At 45.7% G+C, this 21,232-nt stretch carries 21 protein-coding genes and 1 tRNA gene; 15 read left to right on the top strand and 7 right to left on the bottom strand.

From position 1 onward, the window contains the following. Nucleotides 1–11: 11 nt before the first annotated feature. From BT127_RS11450 to BT127_RS11475, 6 genes are all read left to right on the top strand, one after another. Entirely contained in the window at nucleotides 12–506 is a 495-nt protein-coding gene (locus BT127_RS11450) for a hypothetical protein (RefSeq protein ID WP_075425134.1), read from the top strand. Between the two features lie 20 nt (nucleotides 507–526). After that, nucleotides 527–994, top strand: coding sequence for a 6,7-dimethyl-8-ribityllumazine synthase (gene ribH, locus BT127_RS11455; RefSeq protein ID WP_075425135.1), 468 nt, complete (start codon nucleotides 527–529; stop codon nucleotides 992–994). Further along, nucleotides 994–1,653 (top strand): HAD family hydrolase, encoded by a 660-nt coding sequence (locus tag BT127_RS11460; RefSeq protein WP_082335016.1) that lies wholly within the window; start codon nucleotides 994–996, stop codon nucleotides 1,651–1,653. Before ribH ends, BT127_RS11460 begins: the two co-directional genes overlap by 1 nt. Nucleotides 1,654–1,671: 18 nt before the next feature. Beyond that, a complete protein-coding gene (locus BT127_RS11465) occupies nucleotides 1,672–3,297 on the top strand; it encodes a gluzincin family metallopeptidase (RefSeq protein ID WP_075425136.1) in 1,626 nt (541 codons plus the stop codon). A gap of 269 nt (nucleotides 3,298–3,566) precedes the next feature. Next, complete coding sequence (locus BT127_RS11470; RefSeq protein WP_075425137.1) at nucleotides 3,567–5,360, top strand: phosphocholine cytidylyltransferase/choline kinase family protein; 1,794 nt, start codon at nucleotides 3,567–3,569, stop codon at nucleotides 5,358–5,360. Continuing rightward, nucleotides 5,341–5,817 (top strand): pyridoxamine 5'-phosphate oxidase family protein, encoded by a 477-nt coding sequence (locus BT127_RS11475; RefSeq protein ID WP_075425138.1) that lies wholly within the window; start codon nucleotides 5,341–5,343, stop codon nucleotides 5,815–5,817. Before BT127_RS11470 ends, BT127_RS11475 begins: the two co-directional genes overlap by 20 nt. A 165-nt stretch (nucleotides 5,818–5,982) precedes the next feature. On the opposite strand, the gene BT127_RS11480 is transcribed toward BT127_RS11475, so the two are convergent. The 4 genes from BT127_RS11480 to BT127_RS11495 all read right to left on the bottom strand — a co-directional run bounded on the left by BT127_RS11480 (nucleotide 5,983) and on the right by BT127_RS11495 (nucleotide 10,814). Beyond that, on the bottom strand, nucleotides 5,983–7,089 hold the full coding sequence (locus BT127_RS11480) for a RodZ family helix-turn-helix domain-containing protein (RefSeq protein ID WP_075425139.1): 1,107 nt from the start codon (nucleotides 7,087–7,089) through the stop codon (nucleotides 5,983–5,985). After that, nucleotides 7,076–7,630: an RNA polymerase sigma factor gene (locus BT127_RS11485; protein WP_075425140.1), complete on the bottom strand. Its 555-nt coding sequence runs from the start codon at nucleotides 7,628–7,630 to the stop codon at nucleotides 7,076–7,078. The genes BT127_RS11480 and BT127_RS11485 overlap by 14 nt, the downstream gene beginning before the upstream one ends. 447 nt (nucleotides 7,631–8,077) lie before the next feature. Beyond that, a complete protein-coding gene (locus tag BT127_RS16320; protein WP_082335017.1) occupies nucleotides 8,078–8,803 on the bottom strand; it encodes a dockerin type I domain-containing protein in 726 nt (241 codons plus the stop codon). A 13-nt stretch (nucleotides 8,804–8,816) separates the two neighbouring features. After that, complete coding sequence (locus BT127_RS11495) at nucleotides 8,817–10,814, bottom strand: transglutaminase domain-containing protein (protein WP_075425141.1); 1,998 nt, start codon at nucleotides 10,812–10,814, stop codon at nucleotides 8,817–8,819. 195 nt (nucleotides 10,815–11,009) lie between these two features. On the opposite strand from BT127_RS11495, the gene BT127_RS11500 reads away from it, so the two are divergent. Then, nucleotides 11,010–11,084 (top strand) — tRNA-Gln (locus BT127_RS11500). 141 nt (nucleotides 11,085–11,225) lie between these two features. Here BT127_RS11500 and pyrE read toward each other — a convergent pair. The 3 genes from pyrE to sigK form a co-directional block, all read right to left on the bottom strand. After that, a complete protein-coding gene (gene pyrE / locus BT127_RS11505; RefSeq protein WP_075425142.1) occupies nucleotides 11,226–11,876 on the bottom strand; it encodes an orotate phosphoribosyltransferase in 651 nt (216 codons plus the stop codon). Between the two features lie 94 nt (nucleotides 11,877–11,970). Beyond that, the gene (locus BT127_RS11510; RefSeq protein WP_075425143.1) at nucleotides 11,971–12,315 is read right to left on the bottom strand and encodes a zinc ribbon domain-containing protein; all 345 of its coding nucleotides are present in this window, start codon (nucleotides 12,313–12,315) and stop codon (nucleotides 11,971–11,973) included. Between the two features lie 116 nt (nucleotides 12,316–12,431). Further along, nucleotides 12,432–13,112, bottom strand: a complete 681-nt coding sequence (gene sigK, locus BT127_RS11515; RefSeq protein WP_075425144.1) for an RNA polymerase sporulation sigma factor SigK — start codon at nucleotides 13,110–13,112, stop codon at nucleotides 12,432–12,434. A gap of 138 nt (nucleotides 13,113–13,250) precedes the next feature. Here sigK and ligA point away from each other — a divergent pair, with 138 nt between their 5' ends. The 8 genes from ligA to BT127_RS11550 all read left to right on the top strand — a co-directional run bounded on the left by ligA (nucleotide 13,251) and on the right by BT127_RS11550 (nucleotide 21,207). Then, the gene (gene ligA, locus BT127_RS11520) at nucleotides 13,251–15,233 is read left to right on the top strand and encodes an NAD-dependent DNA ligase LigA (protein WP_075425145.1); all 1,983 of its coding nucleotides are present in this window, start codon (nucleotides 13,251–13,253) and stop codon (nucleotides 15,231–15,233) included. A gap of 16 nt (nucleotides 15,234–15,249) precedes the next feature. Then, nucleotides 15,250–15,597, top strand: a complete 348-nt coding sequence (locus BT127_RS11525; protein ID WP_075425146.1) for an arsenate reductase family protein — start codon at nucleotides 15,250–15,252, stop codon at nucleotides 15,595–15,597. 262 nt (nucleotides 15,598–15,859) lie between these two features. Next, entirely contained in the window at nucleotides 15,860–16,486 is a 627-nt protein-coding gene (locus BT127_RS11530; protein ID WP_075425147.1) for a TetR/AcrR family transcriptional regulator, read from the top strand. Nucleotides 16,487–16,560: 74 nt separating this feature from the next. After that, nucleotides 16,561–17,172, top strand: a complete 612-nt coding sequence (locus tag BT127_RS11535; RefSeq protein ID WP_175541957.1) for an MptD family putative ECF transporter S component — start codon at nucleotides 16,561–16,563, stop codon at nucleotides 17,170–17,172. Between the two features lies 1 nt (nucleotide 17,173). Continuing rightward, nucleotides 17,174–17,923: an energy-coupling factor transporter transmembrane component T family protein gene (locus tag BT127_RS11540; RefSeq protein ID WP_075425148.1), complete on the top strand. Its 750-nt coding sequence runs from the start codon at nucleotides 17,174–17,176 to the stop codon at nucleotides 17,921–17,923. Then, nucleotides 17,920–19,851, top strand: a complete 1,932-nt coding sequence (locus BT127_RS16520) for an ATP-binding cassette domain-containing protein (protein ID WP_139275512.1) — start codon at nucleotides 17,920–17,922, stop codon at nucleotides 19,849–19,851. Before BT127_RS11540 ends, BT127_RS16520 begins: the two co-directional genes overlap by 4 nt. Beyond that, nucleotides 19,848–21,032, top strand: a complete 1,185-nt coding sequence (locus tag BT127_RS16525; RefSeq protein WP_139275514.1) for an ABC transporter ATP-binding protein — start codon at nucleotides 19,848–19,850, stop codon at nucleotides 21,030–21,032. The genes BT127_RS16520 and BT127_RS16525 overlap by 4 nt, the downstream gene beginning before the upstream one ends. Continuing rightward, entirely contained in the window at nucleotides 21,025–21,207 is a 183-nt protein-coding gene (locus BT127_RS11550) for a hypothetical protein (protein WP_075425149.1), read from the top strand. Before BT127_RS16525 ends, BT127_RS11550 begins: the two co-directional genes overlap by 8 nt. Nucleotides 21,208–21,232 lie beyond the last annotated feature (25 nt).

A 21,232-nucleotide genomic window follows, 5' to 3' on the forward strand; every position in this document is an offset into this window, starting at 1 on the left:
TGGCTTTATCAATGATAGTGATTGTTGCAGTACTCATGATATGCTCTTTGTATTCAGTTGCGGCTGTCAGGAAGAAAGTGAAAACTATCAGTCAGAGCGTCCGTGTAAAAAGCAAACTGACAGCTTATCTGAGTTTATTCTACACAATTATTTTCGGATGTCAGATCATTCAGAACTTCATTCGTGCTATATTGAACCGTACAACTGACAGTGCCCATCCGGAACTACAGAAAGCAGGCTATATACTGCTGACGATCGCATGGGCAGTTATGTTCATTTACTGGTTCATACTTTCAATGCGCGAGTATGTATATGTAACTCCGGAAGAGGTGATCTTCGGAGGAGGAAAAAGAGGAAGCGTTTCTGCATCGGATCTCAGCTACAGAATAGAAGGCTATACACTGATGATCTATCGTGAAAAATTCGAGCATCCGACAAAATACAAGATAATCGAAAAGAAAGCAGAACTTGAAGAAATGCTCAGAGAGCATTACATCAGCAAATAAATTTTAAAGGAGTAAATACAATGAAAACTTACGAAGGAAAACTTATATCAAATGATGTCCGCATCGGCATAGTGGTAGCCCGTTTCAACGAGTTCATTACATCAAAGCTTCTCGGCGGAGCTGTTGACACTCTTGAACGTCACGGCATACCCGAGAGTTCTATAGACGTTGCATGGGTACCGGGTGCATTTGAGATACCGCTTATCGCACAGAAAATGGCTAAATCCGGCAAGTATGACGCTGTTATCTGCCTCGGAGCTATCATCCGCGGAAGCACTTCACACTACGATCTCGTTTGCAACGAAGCTGCAAAGGGCATCGCACAGGTATCACTCCAGAGCGATATCCCTGTAATGTTCGGAGTCATCACTACAGAGAACATCGAACAGGCTATCGAACGTGCAGGCTCAAAGGCAGGCAACAAGGGAAGCGAGTGTGCAGAGGGCGCTATCGAGATGATAAACCTCATAAGAGAGATCGAATCATAATGGCTCAGCTTATATTCGACTACGACGGAACTATACACAATTCCATGATGACATACGCTCCTGCATTCCGTGACACTATGAAGTGGCTTTCGGATAACGGCTATATCGAGCCGAAGGAGTACGCCGACAGCGAGATAAGCTGCTGGCTGGGTTTCAATTCCACAGATATGTGGGGACAGTTCCACCCCGAACTTGACAAAGAGATAAGGGAAAAGGCACGGAAGATGCTTGGCGAGAATATGGCGGACAGAGTGGAACGAGGTGAGGGCAGACTTTTCCCTCATACCGAGGAAACTCTTGCGAAGCTGAAAGAACAGGGACATACCCTTATATTTCTCAGCAACTGCCGTGTACACTATATGGAACGTCACCGCCGAGTATTCGGTCTGGACAGATTCTTTGACCGTTTTTACTGCTGTGAGGAGTACGGCTTCATCCCGAAGTATGAGATATTCCGCCGCTTTTCATCCGAGGGAGAGGGACAGTATATAGTTATCGGCGACCGTTTCCACGATATTGAGACGGCAGTTAAGAACAGTCTTTCTTCTGTCGGATGTGCATACGGTTATGGTTCGCTTGAAGAATTGTCCGACGCAGACATAATAGTAAAGGATATTACCGAGATCCCCGAAGCGGTAAGAAAGCTTGCCGTTTCATAGAGAACGGAGTGATGAGAATTGAAAAAATACAGAGCATTATCACTTATAACAGCAGCAGTTATGGGTGCAGTACTTACATCGTGTGAGTACGGATATGCAAGCGACAGAAAGAAAAAAGAGACTTCCTCCGCAGTTTCCGAGCAGAAGGAAAAAGCAGAGAAGGTTTCGGACAAATACGAGAATATAGACATAGAAGAAGTGAACGATCATGTACGTACACTTCTTGACCACCTTAAAGAGTCGGGAAACGAGAAAAAGCTGGAGAAGGATATAGAAGTCCTCATGCAGGACATGGATGCCGCAGAGGAAGCTTACGCTTACTCTGAGATAGCCTATGATTCCGACTGGTATAACGAAAGGCTTGAGGAAGAATATGATGCCTGCGGCGAGAACTACTACGTCGTGTACGAGGCGCTTAGTTTCGCATTTTCAAGAGGTTATGCCACCGAGGAATACAAGGAACTGTTCGCACCTTATATCGTTGAGGAGAACCTTGAATACTACAACGACAAGGCAATGAGTCTGAAACGTGCAGAGGGTTATGCAAGAGTTGATTATCAGGTATCGGATGAATACCTTGACGAATACTACGATATTTCATACGATGAGGATATGTCCGAAAAGGACAAGAACCTTAAGTGCGCCGAGATATATCTCGACATCATTTCGTCCTATGATACAGAGACTTTTTATGACAGCTACAACAGGGACTATACTCCCGAAGATGTCCTTAAACTCAGCGATACTATCAAGGAGTATTTCATCCCCCTTTCGGATGAGCTTCTTGACCGCTTTTACGATAACAAGCACTCCGATGATGTGTTTGATTCTCCCGTAACTTTCAAGGAACCTTTTTCAACTATACAGCAGTATGCGGAAAAGCTCTCGCCTGATATCAAGAAGTCCGCAGACAAGATAATCGATGACGGACTCTTTACCATTGCAAAGGGCGACGAGTGCTATACAGGCTCATATACTATAGATCTTCCTGTTGAAAACAGTGCGCTGGTATTCATCTATAACGATGATTCCTTCTATGATATGCAGACTGCGATACACGAGTTCGGACACTTCCATTCCTCTTTCTACGATGAGACGCCATCATTTTTAGAGGAGCCGAATCTCGATGTAGCAGAGATACAGTCCCAGGCAATGGAGCTTCTCTTCATGCAGTTTTATGACGAGATGTATGGCAGTCAGTCCGATGCGATGAAGCTTTACAAGGCATATGACTTTGTGGATACAGTTATACAGGGATTCCTTATAGGAGAATTCGAGTATACCGTGCTCCGTGAGCGTGATAACCTATCTGCGGACGATGTTGTAAAGTGCTATGAGGACATAATGGGCGAGTATGCGGACAGTTACCCGTTATACTATATCGACCACATTTTCTCACAGCCGGGATACTACGTCAGCTACGGAACTTCCGCTCTTGCTGCACTTGATATCCTTGACGACTGCGTAAACGATACAGGCAAGGCACTTGAAAAGTATGAAAAAATGTCAAAACAGCCTTCAAATTCTCCCGACTGCCGATTCAGGGCAGCTCTTTCGGAATGCGGATTTGAGGACGTTATGAATGAGGAGTATATCGCAAAGCTTTCGGACGAAATACTCGCATTTGCCGACAGTATAAAATAATATGGAAGAATACGGCTGCTGTTAGGGTAACACTTTTCGGCAGCCGTTGACTTTTTTGCTGTTATATGCTAAAATTAATATAGGGTACCTCTAAAAACCCATTTGGTTAAAGAAAAATCAGATAGGTGCAGCAGATGCAAGGAAGGCTTTCGAAGGCGTGCTGTCGCACTCCGAGAGAGAGTTTGACACAGCATATGCTGTGTATGGCTGATTTGTCTCAAAAGGGGGTTTTTAGAGGTGCCCTATAAATAATTATCGGGAGGAAGCCCATGAATAATAAGGACTTTGATATACTTAAACTCCTGCTGGAAATGCCTTATGTCAGCAGCGATATAATTTCAGACCTCAGCGGCTGTTCTATAGCTGCGGTCAACAGAGCTGTGCGAAGGCTTACAGAAGGCGGCTTCCTTGATGACAGTATGCAGGCGACGGCAAAAGGCAGGGAACTTGTAAACTCTTCCGTACCAAAAAATGCTGTGATACTTGCGGCAGGCACAGGAAGCAGAATGGTTCCTATAAATACGCTTTACACCAAGGGTATGCTGGAAGTTAACGGCGAAACTCTTGTTGAACGTATCATTTTACAGCTTAAAAGCTCGGGTATAAAAGAGATATATGTAGTTGCAGGATATATGAAAGAGGAGTATGAACGCCTTGAAGCACAGTACGGAGTTCAGCTCATAGTCAACAGGGACTTCAGAAAGCGCGGTTCTCTGTATTCTCTTTCGCTTGCAAAGAAGCATATATCCAATACATATATAGTACCTTGCGACGTATGGTGCAGAGAGAATCCTTTCAGCCGTCACGAGATGTATTCCTGGTATATGGTAAACGAGCTTGTGGATGATGAAAGCCTTGTACGTGTGGACCGCAAGAAGGAGCTTCAGTCAGTACCTGCGGAAAAGGCAGGCAACGGCATGGTAGGACTTGCCTATGTGTCAGCTGAGGACGCCGAAAAGCTGGTTGAGAAGCTAAGCGATGAGGCACTTGATACAGCACCGACGAAGGCAAGGTGGGAAACTGCACTGTTTTCGGATGAGCCCCTTATCAGGACTGCACGAGTAGTAAGGTCGGTGGATTTCGTCGAGATAGACACTTACGAGCAGCTCCGTGAGCTTGATGAGCAGTCGGGACAGCTACGCTCATACGCCATAGCCATAATCATGAAGGAACTTGGCGTTAAGGAGCTTGATATAACTGATATCGCCGTACTGAAAAACGGTATGACGAACCGCTCTTTCCTGTTCAGCTGCAAGGGCGAACGTTACATAATGCGTATCCCGAAAGAGGGTACCAACAGGATGATAAACCGCCGTCAGGAAGCACTGGTCTACAGTCTCATAAACGGCAGGAATATCTGCGACGAACTGGCTTACATCAACCCTGATAACGGCTATAAGATAACCAAGTTCATCGATCACGCAAGGACATGTGATCCCAATAACATCGATGAGGTACACCACTGCATCGAGAAGCTCAGGTGGTTCCACGAGCAGCGTTTACAGGTTGAACAGGAGTTCGACATATACCGTCAGATAGACTTCCTTCAGTCACTCTGGCAGCATGAGAAGTCGGTGTATGAAGATTACCGCACTACCAAGAACAATATCCACTGCCTTAAGAGCTTCGTGGATTCACAGAAGAAGGAGCTTTGCCTTTCGCACTGTGATGTGATGCCGGATAACTTCATTATCTTCAACGATGAATACGGAAACGAAAAGATAAGGATAATAGACTGGGAATACGCTGCAATGCACGATCCCCATTCGGACCTTGCCATGTTCTGCGTCAACGGACTTTACAGCAGGGAACAGATAGACGAGCTAATCGACTTTTATTTCCGAGGAAGCTGCGATCTTCCTACACGTACAAAGATGTATTGCTATATAGCTGCATGCGGACTTATGTGGAGCAACTGGTGCGAATACAAGTATGACCTCGGAGTTGAAATGGGCGAGTATGCTGCGGCACAGTACCGCTATGCGGTGGAATATTACCGTATTGCGGCAGACAACATAAATATGATAGAAAAGGGCGATAATAATGTTCAGGGAAATGAATAGAAAAGGACAGCAGCTCTCACAGGATGAGTGCATCGACATCCTGAAAAAAGAACTGAGAGGAGTTCTTTCCGTGATAGGTGATGATGGATATCCATATGGACTTCCCATAAACCATTTCTACTGTGAAGAGGACGGAAAGCTCTACTTCCACAGCGGTATGGAGGGACACAAGATAGATGCGCTCCGCAGATGTGAAAAGGTCTCATTTTGTGTCTGCGATGAGGGCACAAAAAAAGAGGGCGAATGGGCAATTACCTTCAGAAGTGTAATAGTTTTCGGCAGGGCAGAGGTCATAGAGGACAGGGAAAAGATATATGACATTGCAAGAAAGCTCAGCTACAAGTTCACTTCCGATGAGGAATACATAGCCAAAGAGATAAAGAATGCGGGACCGCGAACATTCATGTTCGCACTTGTCCCCGAACACATAACAGGAAAACGTGTCAAAGAGGCATAAAACAGACCTCCGCCGTGGTATAATCCATAGCGGAGGTCTTTCGGTTAACAGAGTAACACCGCACAGGATGCTGTTTCAGTTCCGTGCGGTGTTTTTATACTCTGCGCTAATGCAAAATATCAATTATGGTATTTTGCAAAATAGGTAAGTATGTAGGAGGTAAAATCAGGTATATCGTCTTGCTAAATGGTATTTGTAGTCTGTTTCTAAAAATACGTACAGTTTTCTCGGAGATTCGCTGCCGTAAGTATAGATATAGGCATCTGTTGTAAACTTCACATTTTTATCCGTACCTGTAACATTGCCTTTTTCTGCTAAAAAGTAGGTATCCGGAACTTCATCATACACATCGTCGGTAAAGTAATACCCGTTATCGTTATACGTGAAGTCGTCATATAATGCATACTGATAGGGTATCTCCACAGGTTCGGTAGTTGCAGGTATGGGTATTGTTGGAGCATCTGTCTTTGGATTTGTGGGTTCTTGTATTGTTGGGGCAACTGTCTGTGGCACAGGTGGTGGATTGGTACAAGCCACTCCACCTGTCTGGATAGGATAAGGAGTTGCAGCAACAGTTGTATGATGATATGAAACTGTAGTCTGTACCGCAGTTGTACGGTAATATGTCGCCGTAGTCTGTACCGCAGTTGTACGGTAATATGCCGTCGTAGTCTGTGCCGCAGTTGTACGGTGATATGCCGTCGTGGTCTGTACCGCAGTTGTACGATGATTTGCTTCCGTAGTCCGTGCAGTTGCAGTGGTACGTGCAGGTGTTGTGCGTGTTGTAGTTTTGCTGCGGACTGTTGCAGCCGTAGCGGCGGCAGTTGTACGTGAATTGCCTGAAGCAGATGTTCTGGCAGCTGTTGTGTGCTGCTCTGCGGAAGTCCTGTTTGTTGCAGCAGTAACTGCTGTACGGACTGTCGTCTGTGCATTGGGTGAAGAAGCAGTATTTGCGGATGTCTTTACAGCTGTTGTACGAGTTTCTTTTGCTGTGGTCTGACCTTCTGTGGCGGGAGTTGTTTTTTCCGTATCGGGAACGGTAGTTGCAAGGGGAGAAGCCTCTGTTGCGGAGTAGTTGTTGGAATGTGGATCGGGACGGATGTCGCTGACAGTTCTGTTATTCAGTATTATGAGACCGATACAGGCTGCAACAGCTGCGGTAGATACAGCAGAAGCTGTTCTGAAGATGATCGCACGGCGGCGTTTCTGTTCTTTCAGATACTCGTCACGCCTATGAAGTACGCTTGAAGCAATTTCTTCATATGATCTCATACTTGAATCCCTCCTTTTCCAATTGTTTTTTAAGGGATTGCTTTGCTCTGAAGAGAAGGTTCCCTATTTGTTTTTTTGTCTTTCGCATGATCCTTGCAGTGTCGTCCACGTCGAAGTCCTCGAAATAGGTCAGATACAATACCTGCCTGTAATCGGGGGTTAGAGTTCTGAGAGCCTTATGCAGAGTGATTTTCTGCTCCTCTCTTATGTATTCGCGTTCAACGCTTTCTTCGTCCGCAAGGTCGGTATACTCATCGAATGGCTGATCTGAGATCTTTGACCGTTTCCTCATGCCATCGATAGCTGCATTTCGTCCGATAGTATACAGCCATGTTTTGAAGCTGCTTTTGCCGTGGAAGGCAGGTCTTTTGGTAGCTATCTTGAAGAAGGTATCTTCCATAAGTTCCTCGGCAATATTTATATTGCCGGTGATACCGTTCAGATACAGCATAAGACCGTCCTTATAGTCACGGATGATCTCGACGATTCCGTTATCGTCTCCGTCGAGGTATCGTTGGTAACAAGCCGCACCGTTATCCATGCGATCCCTCCTTTCATAAATTATACACCTTATCCAATAGACGATTGAAGTGCTTGTTTTTCTCACTTAGTGAAAATAATTTTTTGTTATAACAATTGCAGGCTTTTATGAGTCTGACAATGAATAAAAAATACCATGCTGCGGGGCATGGTATTATATTGTCTGTAAAGATTTATCAGAATTTGCCGCTGAGCGAGCGGCGGTCCGATAAGCAATGAATAAAGAATAATAATGGTGTGTCCTTATTCATTGTCAGCGCTTGCGCTAAAATCAAATTTATATTAGTAACAATTATAGCATATCATTTATTCACAGTCAATAGAAAAGCCATAGTACTTCTGACCACATATCAGAAAAACTATGGCTTAATACGTCTGTATTAGAACGCGCTTATATGATGCTCGGCAACTGTTTTATGTCTGATACCGCTTATATATTGCGGTTCAATTACCAGTGGGGATCCTGATTGGTTGAAAGAGCAGCATAGTAAGCGAGTATTGAAGATGCATCCGAGGAATTGATAGCTCCGTCCTTGTTAACATCTCCCGCCTTGAACTGCTTTTTGCTGAACGAACCTGATTCACCTGTAGAAAGTGCGGAATATTCAAGGAGTACAGCAGTAGCATCGGAAGCCGACACTTTACCGTCGCCGTCCACATCGCCCATGATAACGCCGCTTATGTGCATAAGGACGTTTACAGAACCATCGTCACCGGGAGTTTTTTCCCAGGGTTCGTCGGCTATCTCATCATCTGCAAGGAAGTTGTAGATGAAATTGGTAAAGCTGTCGGGATTATCGTTGCCGTCGGGAATTGTGAACGTCTCCGTAAAAGGCTCGGAATCGGCATCTTCGGTGGAGAGAACAACGGAAATGGTATAATTTCTGTAGTCATCATCGGTGTTGTCATGTCCCTCGATATCGAAGCTGAGGGACGAATCTGCTGCTATCTTTTCGGAGTAGTAGGGGAGTGCTTTTCCCTCTGGAGAAGCAAAAGTGATGTTCACCTCAGCAGATGCGCCTTCGGGAGTATTTACCGTTACACAGCCGTTTACATCACTTCTTACGAAATAGCTGCACTGGGGCTGCGGCTTGTTTTCTGCTGCCGATACCGTAAACGGAAGCTGAGTCAGCACTAAAGCTGAAGCAATAATAAAGGAAATGTTTTTCTTCATAGTTATCACCTCATCAATAGTAAGTAGCGTTGATGTACTGCCTGAAGGTATAATTCAGAGCTTTGAGCTCATCATCCGTCTTGGAGTAGTATCCGTTGCAGGTATCGAAGTTTATCCACTTCTTGTCCACGAGTATCTGATTCCAGTAATGGGCGCCGCTTCCTCTGCCTGTACCGTAGACGATACGTGTAGTAAATCCCGCATGCTGGAAGAGGATATCGGTCAGTGCAGCGAAGTAGTAAGGCATAATATTGGTGTTATCCATTGCGTAGTTTGCAAAGTAAGCCCAGCCCTTTGTCTGTATGTTGGAAAGCGAGCGCTGATTCTCCATAGGACTGTACTTGTTATGGTTGCAGACGTAATTGAATATGCCCGAGGTATTGGTGCCTATCTGAGCGATAAGATTCTGAGCGCGTTTCTGTACTGCCGAAAAGGGCACAGCATGGCCGTCTGCGGCGAGATTATAACCGTCGATGAGCTTGTTTATCTCAAGCTTTCCGCTTACTGTATTGAAGTGGTATTTCTGTCCGTCAATAGTCTGCCAGCCTGTAGCCATTACACCGTCGGGACCGAAGTAGTATACACCGTCGCTGAAAGTAGCCATACCTGTCTGCATGGTACCGTCCGTACCGAAGAAGTACTTCTTGCCGCCGACGATAAGGCGTCCCGTCTGCATGGTGCCGTCATCAATGGAGAAGTAGTACTTATTACCGTCGATAGAGAGGATGCCTGTCTGCATAGCGCCGTCCGAACCGAAATAGTATTTCTTGCCCTCTACGATGAGACGTCCCGTACCCATTTTGCCGTCGTCAACCGAGAAGTAATACTTCTTGCCGTTTATCTCGTTTATGCCGTAGAGCATCTTTCCGTTGTCTGCGAATCCGTAGGTGCTTCCGCCATAGGAAGCAAGTCCTCTTTTCATGCGGCATTCGTCATCGAAAAGGTACTTGGAGCCGTTTATAGAAACAAGACCGCTTGCAGCTCTGCCGTCCGATGCGAAGTAGTAGGTATTGCCTTCAACATCGTGGAAGCCTGTCTGAATGGTGCCGTCATTGTGGAAGTAGTACAGTCCCTGTTCCGTGTTCACGAGTCCCGTAGCCATAGAGCCGTCTTCGTTGAAGTACCTGAGAGTCTCTCCCACCTGACAGAATCCTGTCTGACCTTCGCCCTTTTCGTTGAAAAGGTAGTGTTTGCCATTTATTTCAGTGAAGTCTGTTGAGAAGGAACCGTCAAAGTTATAGCAGTGAGCGGTGCCGTTAACGTACTGAAGTCCCGTCTGTAAAACGCCGTTCCTGTCGAAGAGGTACTCGTTATCGTCTATGACTGCGATATCTGTGAGCCTGCCCTCTTCCTTGTCCACGTAATAGGTGTTGCCGTCAATGCGGAAGAACCCCGTCTGAGCCTTTCCTGTTTCGGGTGAATAATAGAAGGCCTTTCCGTGAAGTACCTGCCATTCGGTGTATTCCTCGCCCTTATCGGAAAAGATGTATGGAGTGCCGTCAATAGTGACCTCGCCCGAGACAGGAGAACCATTTTCGTCGAAGTAGTATATACTGTCGTCAACGGATGTGAAACCCTCGCCTGTTATCTCGGCGCCGTATTCGTCCAGAAGAGAAGCGGAGCCGTTCTTCGGCTTGAAATAGCCTGTCTGTTTCCCCGAATCCTCTGCAATGAAGTACTTCTCGCCGCAGTAATCTATCCAGCCATAGAGAGGTTTTCCAGTTTCGGGATCAAAGAACTTGCGGTTTCCGTTAACAGTGCGCCAGCCTGTTTTCAGAACTCCGTTAGCTGAGAAAAGGTAATCTTCACCGTCAATTTCCTGTGTGCCTGTGAGAAATTCACCGTTTTCATCGTAATAGAAGATGCGTCCTTCATCATCCGTGAACCATTCGGATGAGTGTTCGGGCGGAGTATCGGCAGCTTTATCCGCAGCTTCTGCCGAAATATAGCTTGTTGACAGTATGCAGGCAGCCGCAGCGGCGGCCATGGTAATAAATTTTATTCTTTTCATAGTATTCTCCCGTCCCTATATTATTCCGCAGAAAAACTGCGCAGACTAATGTAAAGTATTATGATAAATAATAAAATTATATTTTTCCTATTGATTTTTTAACTGAATTTTGCTATAATAAAATGGTTGAGCAAGTAATTGATTGCATCTGCTGCAAAATAACTTGTTGGATTTTTGCAGCAGTGCAGAGCATAATGGGGTATAGCCAAGCGGTAAGGCACAGGACTTTGACTCCTGCATTCGTGGGTTCAAATCCCGCTGCCCCAACCAGTGCAAGTACAGCACACAGTTTTGCGGTTCAGTTTTCTGAGCCGCATTTTTCTGTCCCGACTAAAAGTATGTTTGAAGATACAGCGTCTCGTTTTTTACGGGACGCTTTTACTGTATCTTCGTATCAGTATGTCTGAATTATCATACACCGTATGTCTTGCGGTATTCGAGCATCTTGTCCAGGTATTCCTTGCCGGGAACGATATCGTTGCGGATAGCGTCGATGATATCCTCCATAGTAACGATAGGATATACAGTAACGCCGAAATCACGCTTTACTTCCTGAACCGCAGAGAGGTCACCTGTACCCTTTTCCATACGGTCAACAGTGATGACCATACCTGTAACGTCCACATCAGCAGCACTTTTGAGCTTTGGCATCGACTCTCTGAGAGCCTTTCCCGAAGTCATAACATCGTCGATGATGATTACCTTTTCGCCGTCTGTAAGAGTTTTTCCGACGAACATACCGCCTTCACCGTGGTCTTTAGCTTCCTTGCGGTCGAAGCAGTAAGAAAGGTCTATGCCGAACTTGTTGCTGAGTGCAACAACAGCAGATACAGCCAGCGGAATACCCTTGTAAGCAGGTCCGAAGAGAGTATCGGCAGGGATGTTGTTAGCGTGGATGCACTCTGCATAGTATTCGCCTAATTTAGCAAGCTGGGCACCTGTTTTATAGTTTCCGCAGTTAATGAAGTATGGTGCGATTCTGCCGCTTTTGAGTGTGAACTCTCCAAAAGTGAGAACACCGCAGTCCACCATGAATTTGATAAAGCTTTCTTTGTAAGTCATCAGAAAATACCTCCGTTGATGAAATGATGATTCCTGCAAACCGCAGAATTACCTGCGCCTTGCAGTATATAAACCTGTAACAGACAGGTCATTGTCAGAATACATATCCGCACTCGGGACACCTCGGATAGTCTACATCCACAGATGTTCCGCACTCGGGACAATTCTTCTTCGGGAGCGAATCGATATTATCGTCAAGATCCTGATTGAATTCCTCAGTGAATCCTACTATCTTGGGACCAAGAAACACTCCCATCATTATATTGCACCTCGGACAGTAAAATCCTGTAGTTATATGCCTGTCCGTTTCGCAGACGAGGTTGTCGCCCTCGTACCATGAGACCATAGGGTAAGTATAGCTCTTTATGGAGCCTATCCCGTGTATAGAGACTCTGAAAGTCCCTGCTTTCATACGCTGTCCGCAGATTCCGCAGATCATAATATCCCTCCCCGAAGCAAAGTATCGGAGCAATAGCCGAAGAGTTACGGCTATTGTCCTGTATACTATTATACAATAATGAAAAAAATATTGCAAGCCTTGAGGAAGATATTTCATTATTCGCCGTTATCGAACTTGCTTTTCAGCTTGCCGATAGCTTTTTTCTCTATCCGTGAGACGTATGAACGTGAGATGCCGAGCTTTTTGGCAGTTTCTATCTGGGTGTGGGGTTCACTTCGGTAAAGACCGTAGCGGTAGGTGATTATTTCCAGTTCACGCGGTTCAAGGCAGTCCCTTATAATGCCGTACAGCTGACGTGAACGCATAAGCAGGTCCACCTGTTCATGGATGTCGGTACCGTCGTCAATAAGGTCGATCAGGGTGAGGGTATTGCCGTCCTTATCGGTCTCGACGGGTTCATTTATGTAGACGTCGCCTGCCGACTTTTTAGCTGCACGGAAGCTCATGAGAATCTCGTTGTCGATGCATTTGCTGGCGTACGTAGCGAATTTAGCGCCCTTGGTGTAGTCAAATGTGGACACCGCCTTTATCAGACCTATAGTACCTATGGATATGAGTTCATCCTGTTCCGCAGCAGTGGGAGCGTACTTTTTAACGATATGAGCAACAAGGCGCAGATTGTGCTCTATCAGTTTACTCCTTGCATTTTTATCGCCTTCCGACATCTTTTCAAAGCATTCGTTTTCTTCCCTGCGTGAAAGTGGTTTTGGAAATACGGTACTGTTATCGACGTGCAGGGCGAAGAAAAAGATATTGCGTAATAATTCGATCAACATGCTAACACCTCCTGATAATGATATGTATCAGGGCTTGAACATTATATCAGATTTTTTTCGGAAAACTGTGGAATTAGTTGCGGATACATGGTATAATAATAGTACATAACCGAAAACAGAACAAGGACGGTAATAAAAATGGAAAGAAAAGATGCAGAGAAAAGAGCAGCCGAACTTACCGAGCTGCTTGATAAATACACTTATCAGTACTATGTACTTGATAACCCCGAGGTCAGCGATTACGAGTTCGATATGCTCATGCAGGAGCTTAAAGGCATAGAAGCAGAGTATCCCGAGCTGATAAAGCCGACATCACCGACTCAGCGAGTGGGAGGAATCGCTTCGGGTAAGTTCGAGAAGGTCACTCATGCCGTACAGATGGCAAGTCTTCAGGACGTTTTCTCCTTTGGGGACGTTGAAGCCTTTATTGAGCGCTGCCGCAGAGAGATAGGCTCTCCCGAGTTCTCCGTAGAGCCGAAGATAGACGGCCTCTCGGTATCGCTGGAGTATACGGACGGAGTCCTTACCCGTGGTTCTACACGCGGGGACGGCTTCACAGGTGAGGATGTTACCGCAAACATAAGGACTATACGCTCAATACCGCTTAAAATAGAGGATGCTCCCGAATTTCTTGAAGTCAGGGGAGAGGTCTATATGCCGAGAAGCAGCTTCTTCGAGCTTGTGGAACAGCAGGAGCTTATGGATGAGCAGCCTTTCAAGAATCCGCGTAATGCTGCAGCTGGTTCCCTGAGACAGAAGGATCCGAAGATAACCGCAGGCAGAAAGCTGGACATGTTCATTTTCAACGTTCAGCAGTGTCAGGGGCGAGAGTTCACAACTCACAGCGGTTCACTGGACTATCTTAAGTCACTGGGATTCAAGACCATTCCAAGCTATAAAGTCTGTCATACCTATGAGGAGATAAAGGCGGAGATAGAACGTATCGGCGTTGAAAGAGTTAACTTCTCCTATGATATCGACGGCGTTGTAATAAAAGTCAACGACCTTGCACAGAGAACAGCTATGGGTGCGACTGCAAAGACACCGAAATGGGCAGTTGCTTACAAGTATCCGCCTGAGGAAAAGGAGACTACTCTCACCGATATTGAGGTAAATGTAGGCAGAACAGGCGCTATAACTCCCGTTGCGGTATTCGAGCCGATACTTCTTGCAGGTACCAGCGTTTCCCGTGCAGTCCTTCACAATCAGGACTTCATCGACGAGAAGGATATACGTATAGGCGACAGGATAGTAGTCCGCAAGGCAGGGGAGATAATCCCCGAGGTACTGCGCTCTGTGGGACACGCTGACGGTTCGGTGAAATTCACGCTTCCTTCCGTTTGCCCTGTTTGCGGAACTCCTTCAGTCCGTGAGGAGGGCGAGAGTGTTCTCAGGTGTCCGAATGTGGAGTGTCCTGCGCAGCTTTTGAAAAATATGATACACTTTGCATCCAAGAATGCAATGAATATAGATGGACTCGGTCCCGCAAACATGAAGGCGCTTGTGGACAGCGGACTCGTTAGCTCGCCTGCGGACCTTTACAGTCTTAAAAAGGAACAGCTTCTGTTTCTGGACCGATTTGCGGATAAGTCAGCCGATAACCTTATCGCTTCCATTGAAAACTCGAAAAATGCAGGTATGGAGAGACTTGTTCACGCACTCGGCATCCGCAATATAGGACAGAGGGCGGCGGTACTTCTCTGCGAGAAGTTCCCGGATATGACAGACCTGATGAAGGCTGAAGCCGATGATATCTCCGAGATAGAAGGCTTCGGCGATGTAATGGCAGAGAGCGTGTGCAAGGCATTCAGAGAGCCGCATATGACCGAACTTATAAGCCGCCTCAGGGATGCAGGAGTTAAAATGACATACGATAAGCAATCCGCAGAGGATGACCGTTTCAGCGGACGTACATTCGTTCTGACGGGTACGCTTCCTACGATGAAGCGTGATGATGCAAAGAAGCTTATAGAAAGCTACGGCGGAAAGGTCACAGGTTCCGTATCGAAAAAGACCGATTACGTTGTTGCAGGCGAAGAGGCAGGAAGCAAGCTTACAAAGGCTCAGGAACTCGGCATCGAGATACTTTCCGAGGCTGACCTGCTTGAAATGACTAAATGATAACGGAGGTAAAAATATGTTATTTGTATGCTATCCTAAATGTACGACTTGTAAAAAGGCGCAGAAATGGCTGGAGGACAAAAAACTCTCCTTTGATATCCGTGATATCAAGGAAAACAACCCCACTGCCGACGAATTAAAGGAATGGTTCGCTAAAAGCGGACTTCCGCTGAAGCGCTTCTTCAATACCAGCGGACTGCTTTACAAGTCCATGGAGCTAAAGGACAAGCTTCCCGATATGACCGAGGAGGAGCAGATAAAGCTTCTTGCTTCGGACGGTATGCTGGTGAAGCGTCCGATCCTTATAAACGGAGATAAGGTACTTGTTGGATTCAAGGAAAAGGAATGGGAGACGCTGCTTTAAAAAATACGCTGGACCGTTCGTGAGGTGCTGTTAAAAATACGAAACATCCCAAACTCGCTGTTATTACGGGTTTGGGATGTTTTTATGTGCAAATGAAGCCATTATGGAACTGTGTTGATACAAATCGGCAGAAATACCATAACCAAAGATAAGATAACTATATGAATTGTTCAATGATACAAATCGAGAGATCACATCTTGACAGCATCAGATAAATATGATAATATCATTATTGATAATGATGTTATTAATGAGGTAAGATATGGCTTTGCGAGATACTTCCATAGATCCTGTCCTGCTTAAAAGTGCAAGGGCACAGTTTATTGAAAAAGGATTTGCCAAGGCATCAGTCTCGGAGATATGCAGAAATGCAGGCGTTACTACAGGTGCTCTTTACATCCGATACAAAGGCAAAGAGGAACTGTATGATGCTCTTGTAGCCGATGCAGTTGCCATGATGGAGACGTTCATGAAAACTGCAGATGTTGATATTGAACATCTATCTGACCGTGAATTGCTGCTTCCGTGGTATGGGGACAAAAGTAAGATCTGCAGCTTCTTTGATATGTTTGAAAATGTGCGTGACCAGTTTACGCTTCTGCTGACTTGTTCTGACGGGACAAAATATCAAAATTTTCATCATGACTTTGCTCAGAAGCTGACTGATGCGGACTATTGTTATTACATCGAAGCCTACAAACGTGGTTTTGCAACTGAGCTCGTGACAAAAGAGCAGCTGCACATTTATCTCACAGCATATTGGGATCTTTTCTATGAACCTTTTATTCATGGTATGACAAGAAGTGAAATAGATGAGCTTTGTGCCGGTATCGAGAGATGGATCAACTGGAAAGCTCTTCTCGGACTTCCCGATAAAATGCCGTTTTAAATTTCTGTAAGAAAAAACGGCTTTTTTAATACAATTAAGTTAGTATTCACAAACTAAATGACTGGAGGATCATTATGGCTAAGAAGGAAATTGCAGCTTCCGCCAACAACAATAAAAAGCTGCGGACAAAGGAACTTATTTATGCAGGTGCTTTCGGTGCGTTATACATCGTGCTGATGCTGGTGATCGTATTGGGAACGAGTATGATACCCATTCTGTATCTCCTTGCACCAATTACCGTAGGACTGGTCTGCGGTACGGTATATATGCTCTGTGTCCTCAAAGTAAGGAAATTCGGTGCAGCTCTGATACTTGGCGTACTGTTTGCCATTTGTGCCTGCAGCAATGCATGGTTCAGCTTTGTGGGAGCGCTTGCGGCAGCACTGCTTGCTGAGCTTGTTATCAAGTTCGGAAAGTATCGTTCAAAGAAAATGTATCTGCTTTCTTTTGTGGTATTCAACCTGAATATGGCTTGTCCCTATATGATGCTTTCATTTGCAAGGGATTCGTTCCTGAAGCGCTCCGTTGAATACTACGGTCAGGAGTACGCAGACGGCATTGAAAAGATAGCTCCAACATGGATCTTTTTCCCGATACTTGGTTTTGCACTGATCGGCGGAATTCTCGGAGCTCTGCTTGCAAATACACTCATTAAAAAGCACTTTAAAAAAGCAGGGGTAGTATAAATTGGATATTTCGGTTTACGGCGAGGATCGAAGTGCATTGGTACGTTTTGATCCTCGCACTAAATTTGTCATTTTTATTTCATCACTTGCTGTGAGTTCCAATTCGTTCAATGCTACTGCACATGAGATATACTGCGTTGTATTATGCGTTATGCTGTTTCTTTGCGGAAAGAAGTGGAATGCAGTCAAGATGTCGCTTCTTTTAGGGACAGCTGTATATGTCCGCACATGTATGGAGATGCAGGCAACGGGTTCGACAGTCGTTGTAACGATCATATCATTCATTTTGACGATCTTTCTGTACTGTTTCCCTATACTTATGTCCCTGCTGATAATCACGCAGACCACACGCATCAATCAGTTCCTGTCGGCATTTCAGGCGATGCATATCCCGACAAGGATCGTGATACCTATAGCTGTAATGTTCCGTTTTATCCCGACAGTCGGCGAAGAATGGACAGGTGTACGCAAAGCGATGGCGTTCCGCGGAATGTCACTTGAACCGTCTGCGATCATTCGGCATCCCGTAAAAACAGTTGAATATATACTTATACCGCTTCTGTTTTCTTGTATCTCCATTATGGAGGAACTTGCGGCAGCGGCACTTGCAAGGGGCATGGACAGCGACAATGCACGAACTTCCTATGAAACAGTCCACTTGAGAGCATATGACTATATCACAATGATACTTTTCATTGCGGCAGGTATCTGGTTCTTTGCAACAGGTATGGTGACGGGAGGTGCGGCATGATAACACTGAAAGGCTTAGACTTCCACTACGGAGGCGAAAACGGTACAGGTGACGGTGTGGACGGCATCGATCTTACTATTGCGGACGGCGAATGTGTTGTGCTCTGCGGACGGAGCGGCTGCGGCAAGACCACATTGACACGTCTTATAAACGGTCTGATACCACATTTTTACGAGGGAGAACTGATAGGTGAGGTACTGATAGACGATCACAATGTATCAAAAAGTGAACTGTCGGAAACTTCAAAGCTTGTGGGCAGTGTGTTCCAGAATCCTAAATCACAGTTTTTCAATATCGACACTTCTGGTGAACTGGTATTCGGCTGCGAAAATATAGGACTTCCCCGTGACGAGATCGGGAAAAGGCTTGACAGGACGGTAAAGGACCTTAAGCTTGCACCGCTGCTGAACCGTAATATATTTGAGCTGTCAGGCGGAGAAAAGCAGCAGATCGCCTGCGGAAGCGTCTATGCCGCTGATCCGCAGATATATGTACTGGATGAGCCTTCCTCCAATCTTGACAAAAAAGCGATCAACCGTATCCACGATATCTTTGCAAAGATGAAGGCGAACGGAAATACACTCGTGATATCCGAACACCGTATCCACTATCTTATGGATATCGCCGACAGGTTCATTTATCTGGATGACGGTATCATTACAGGTGAATACACTGCTGATGAAATGCGTGCAATGCCTGATGAAACACTTGCAGAGCTCGGACTTCGCTGTACTGATATACGTAATATCCCTGCAAACGATCAGTCCGATACGATGCAGAATGCCGCTGCGGCGCTCGATGTTATCGACCTGAGTTGTAGTCGCGGCAATTCTCGTATTCTGGATATAGACCGTATTTTGCTGCCTGAAAACAGTATCGTCGCAGTTGTCGGTGATAACGGCTGCGGTAAAAGCACACTTGCTGAAGCACTTTGCGGACTCATCCCGTCTGATGGAAGCGTGGCACTGGGCGGTACATTCCTCAGCAACAAGCAGAGGCAGCAGCAATGCTATATGGTCATGCAGGACGTGAACCGTCAGCTTTTCTCTGACAGCGTTATGGAAGAAGTGATGCTGAATGCGGCGGTCTCACAAGAAGATGCGGAAAAAACACTTGAAGAACTGGGACTTGGGGACTTCAAAGACCGTCACCCCGCATCCCTTTCAGGGGGGCAGAAGCAGCGTACTGCGATAGCAGCGGCTCTCTGTGCAGGCAAAGATATCATTCTCTATGACGAACCGACAAGCGGACTTGACAGAACGGGAATGCAGCGGTTCGGTGAGCTTCTGAACAGCACACGCAGCAAGGTGAAGCTCTCTTTCATCATTACACATGATCCTGAGCTGATCCTGCATTGCTGTACCCATGTCCTGCATATGGACAGAGGACGCGTGACAGCCTTTTATCCCATGAATGAAGAAGGTGCTCAGCGCGTCAGAAACTATTATCTATCAAAGAGCAGCGATACTACAAGCAAGGTCAGGGATAAAAAATCGCAGATCGGCAAGATACTTGAGCATACAGGAAAGGAACGTCCGAAGGTATTTTTGTCCGCACTCCTTATGATGATAGGTGCGGCGGCAAGCATTGTGCCTTACGGACTTGTGGGGAGTCTTGTACGGAAGATACTGAGCGGCGGCAGGTTAACACTTGACACGGCATTACCCGTAATTGTAGGGATGCTTATCTGCGAGATACTGTATGCGGTGTTTTATATGCTCGGACTGCGTGTTTCTCATCATGCGGCATTTGCTGCACTTGAAAACATCCGATGCAAATTGCAGGAAAAGCTTGAACAACAGCCGTTGGGTTCGGTCATGGCACGTTCAAAAGGCGAACTCAAAAAGCTGTTTTCGGATGATATAGAATCGATAGAAATGCTTCTTGCACACATGATATTCTTGCATTCATCATCGCTCAGCCTATGATACGCTGTTCACTTGCGGATGCGAAGACGCGTCAGGAAAGCATTGAGGGACTGACATCTGCGGTTCTTGAATATGCGGAGGGACTGCCGGTCATCAAAAGCTACGGCATGACGAGAGAAAGCGCAATTGAGATGCGTAAGGCATTTCGGGACTCCAGAACAGCTAACCTGTCATTTGAAGAGCATATCCTGCCTTACGAGATAGCAATGATGATACTGTACGGTGCAGGTATGACAGGCATACTTGCTTCTGCGATATATCTTCTTCAGCAGGGGAGTATCACCAATGTTTATTTTGTCGGCGTAGTGCTGTTTTTGTTCAGCATCTTTTCTTCGGTAAAACATCTGTTTCAGCAGAGCACCCGACTTACTATCATGAAGAATTCACTTGACAGGATAAATGAAGTATTTGCCGAAGCTGAGATAACAGATTCGGGAATAGCAAAGATCAGTGACGATGAAACCGATGCAGAGATAGAATTCAGAAACGTATCTTTCGGTTACGGTAAGGAGGATATTCTCCATGATATATCATTCACTGCAAAGAAAGGACAGATGGCCGCACTTGTCGGTGAATCTGGCAGTGGAAAAACAACGATAGCATCACTGCTTTCGAGATTCTGGGATGTGGGTTCAGGAGAGATACTGATCAGAAACACCAATATCAGGGATGTGAAGATCAGTGACCTTATGGAACATATCAGCATGGTATTTCAGCGTGTCTATCTGTTCAATGACACCATTTACAATAATATCGCAATGGGGAGCGGTGCATCCCGTGATGAGGTGATTGAAGCTGCAAAGAAGGCAAGGTGTTATGACTTTATCATGTCGCAGCCCTATGGCTTTGATACGATGATCGGTGAGGGAGGTGCAACACTGTCAGGCGGTGAAGCACAGCGTATTTCAATTGCGAGATGTATTCTCAAGGATGCGCCTATCATTATTCTGGATGAGGCTACAGCAAATATCGATGCGGATAACGAACGAAGCATCCAGCAAGCGATGTCCGAGCTTTGCCGTAACAAGACTGTTCTTGTCATTGCACACAGACTGTACACTATTGCCAATGCCGATAAGATAATCGTTATTGACAAGGGACATATCGCAGAACAAGGAAACCGTGATGAACTGCTTTCGCTTGGAGGCATCTACAGCAGAATGGAGGCAGCCAATGCATAACGCAAAGAAGATAGCAGGACTTATAATGATAATGATCAGCGTATTTCTGTTGTCAGGAGGATTATATATAACGACTGAAATGGTATCGCAGTTCACTGTAACGATACTTATTGTCAGCGGCCTGTTGCTGCTGATCGCAGGATTCGTACTGTATAAGCTGACTGATAACAGTTGATAACAAATAACAGGAGGAAATCACA

Origin of the sequence: Ruminococcus sp. XPD3002 (assembly GCA_900119535.1) — a bacterium.
GTDB lineage: Bacteria > Bacillota > Clostridia > Oscillospirales > Ruminococcaceae > Ruminococcus > Ruminococcus flavefaciens_H.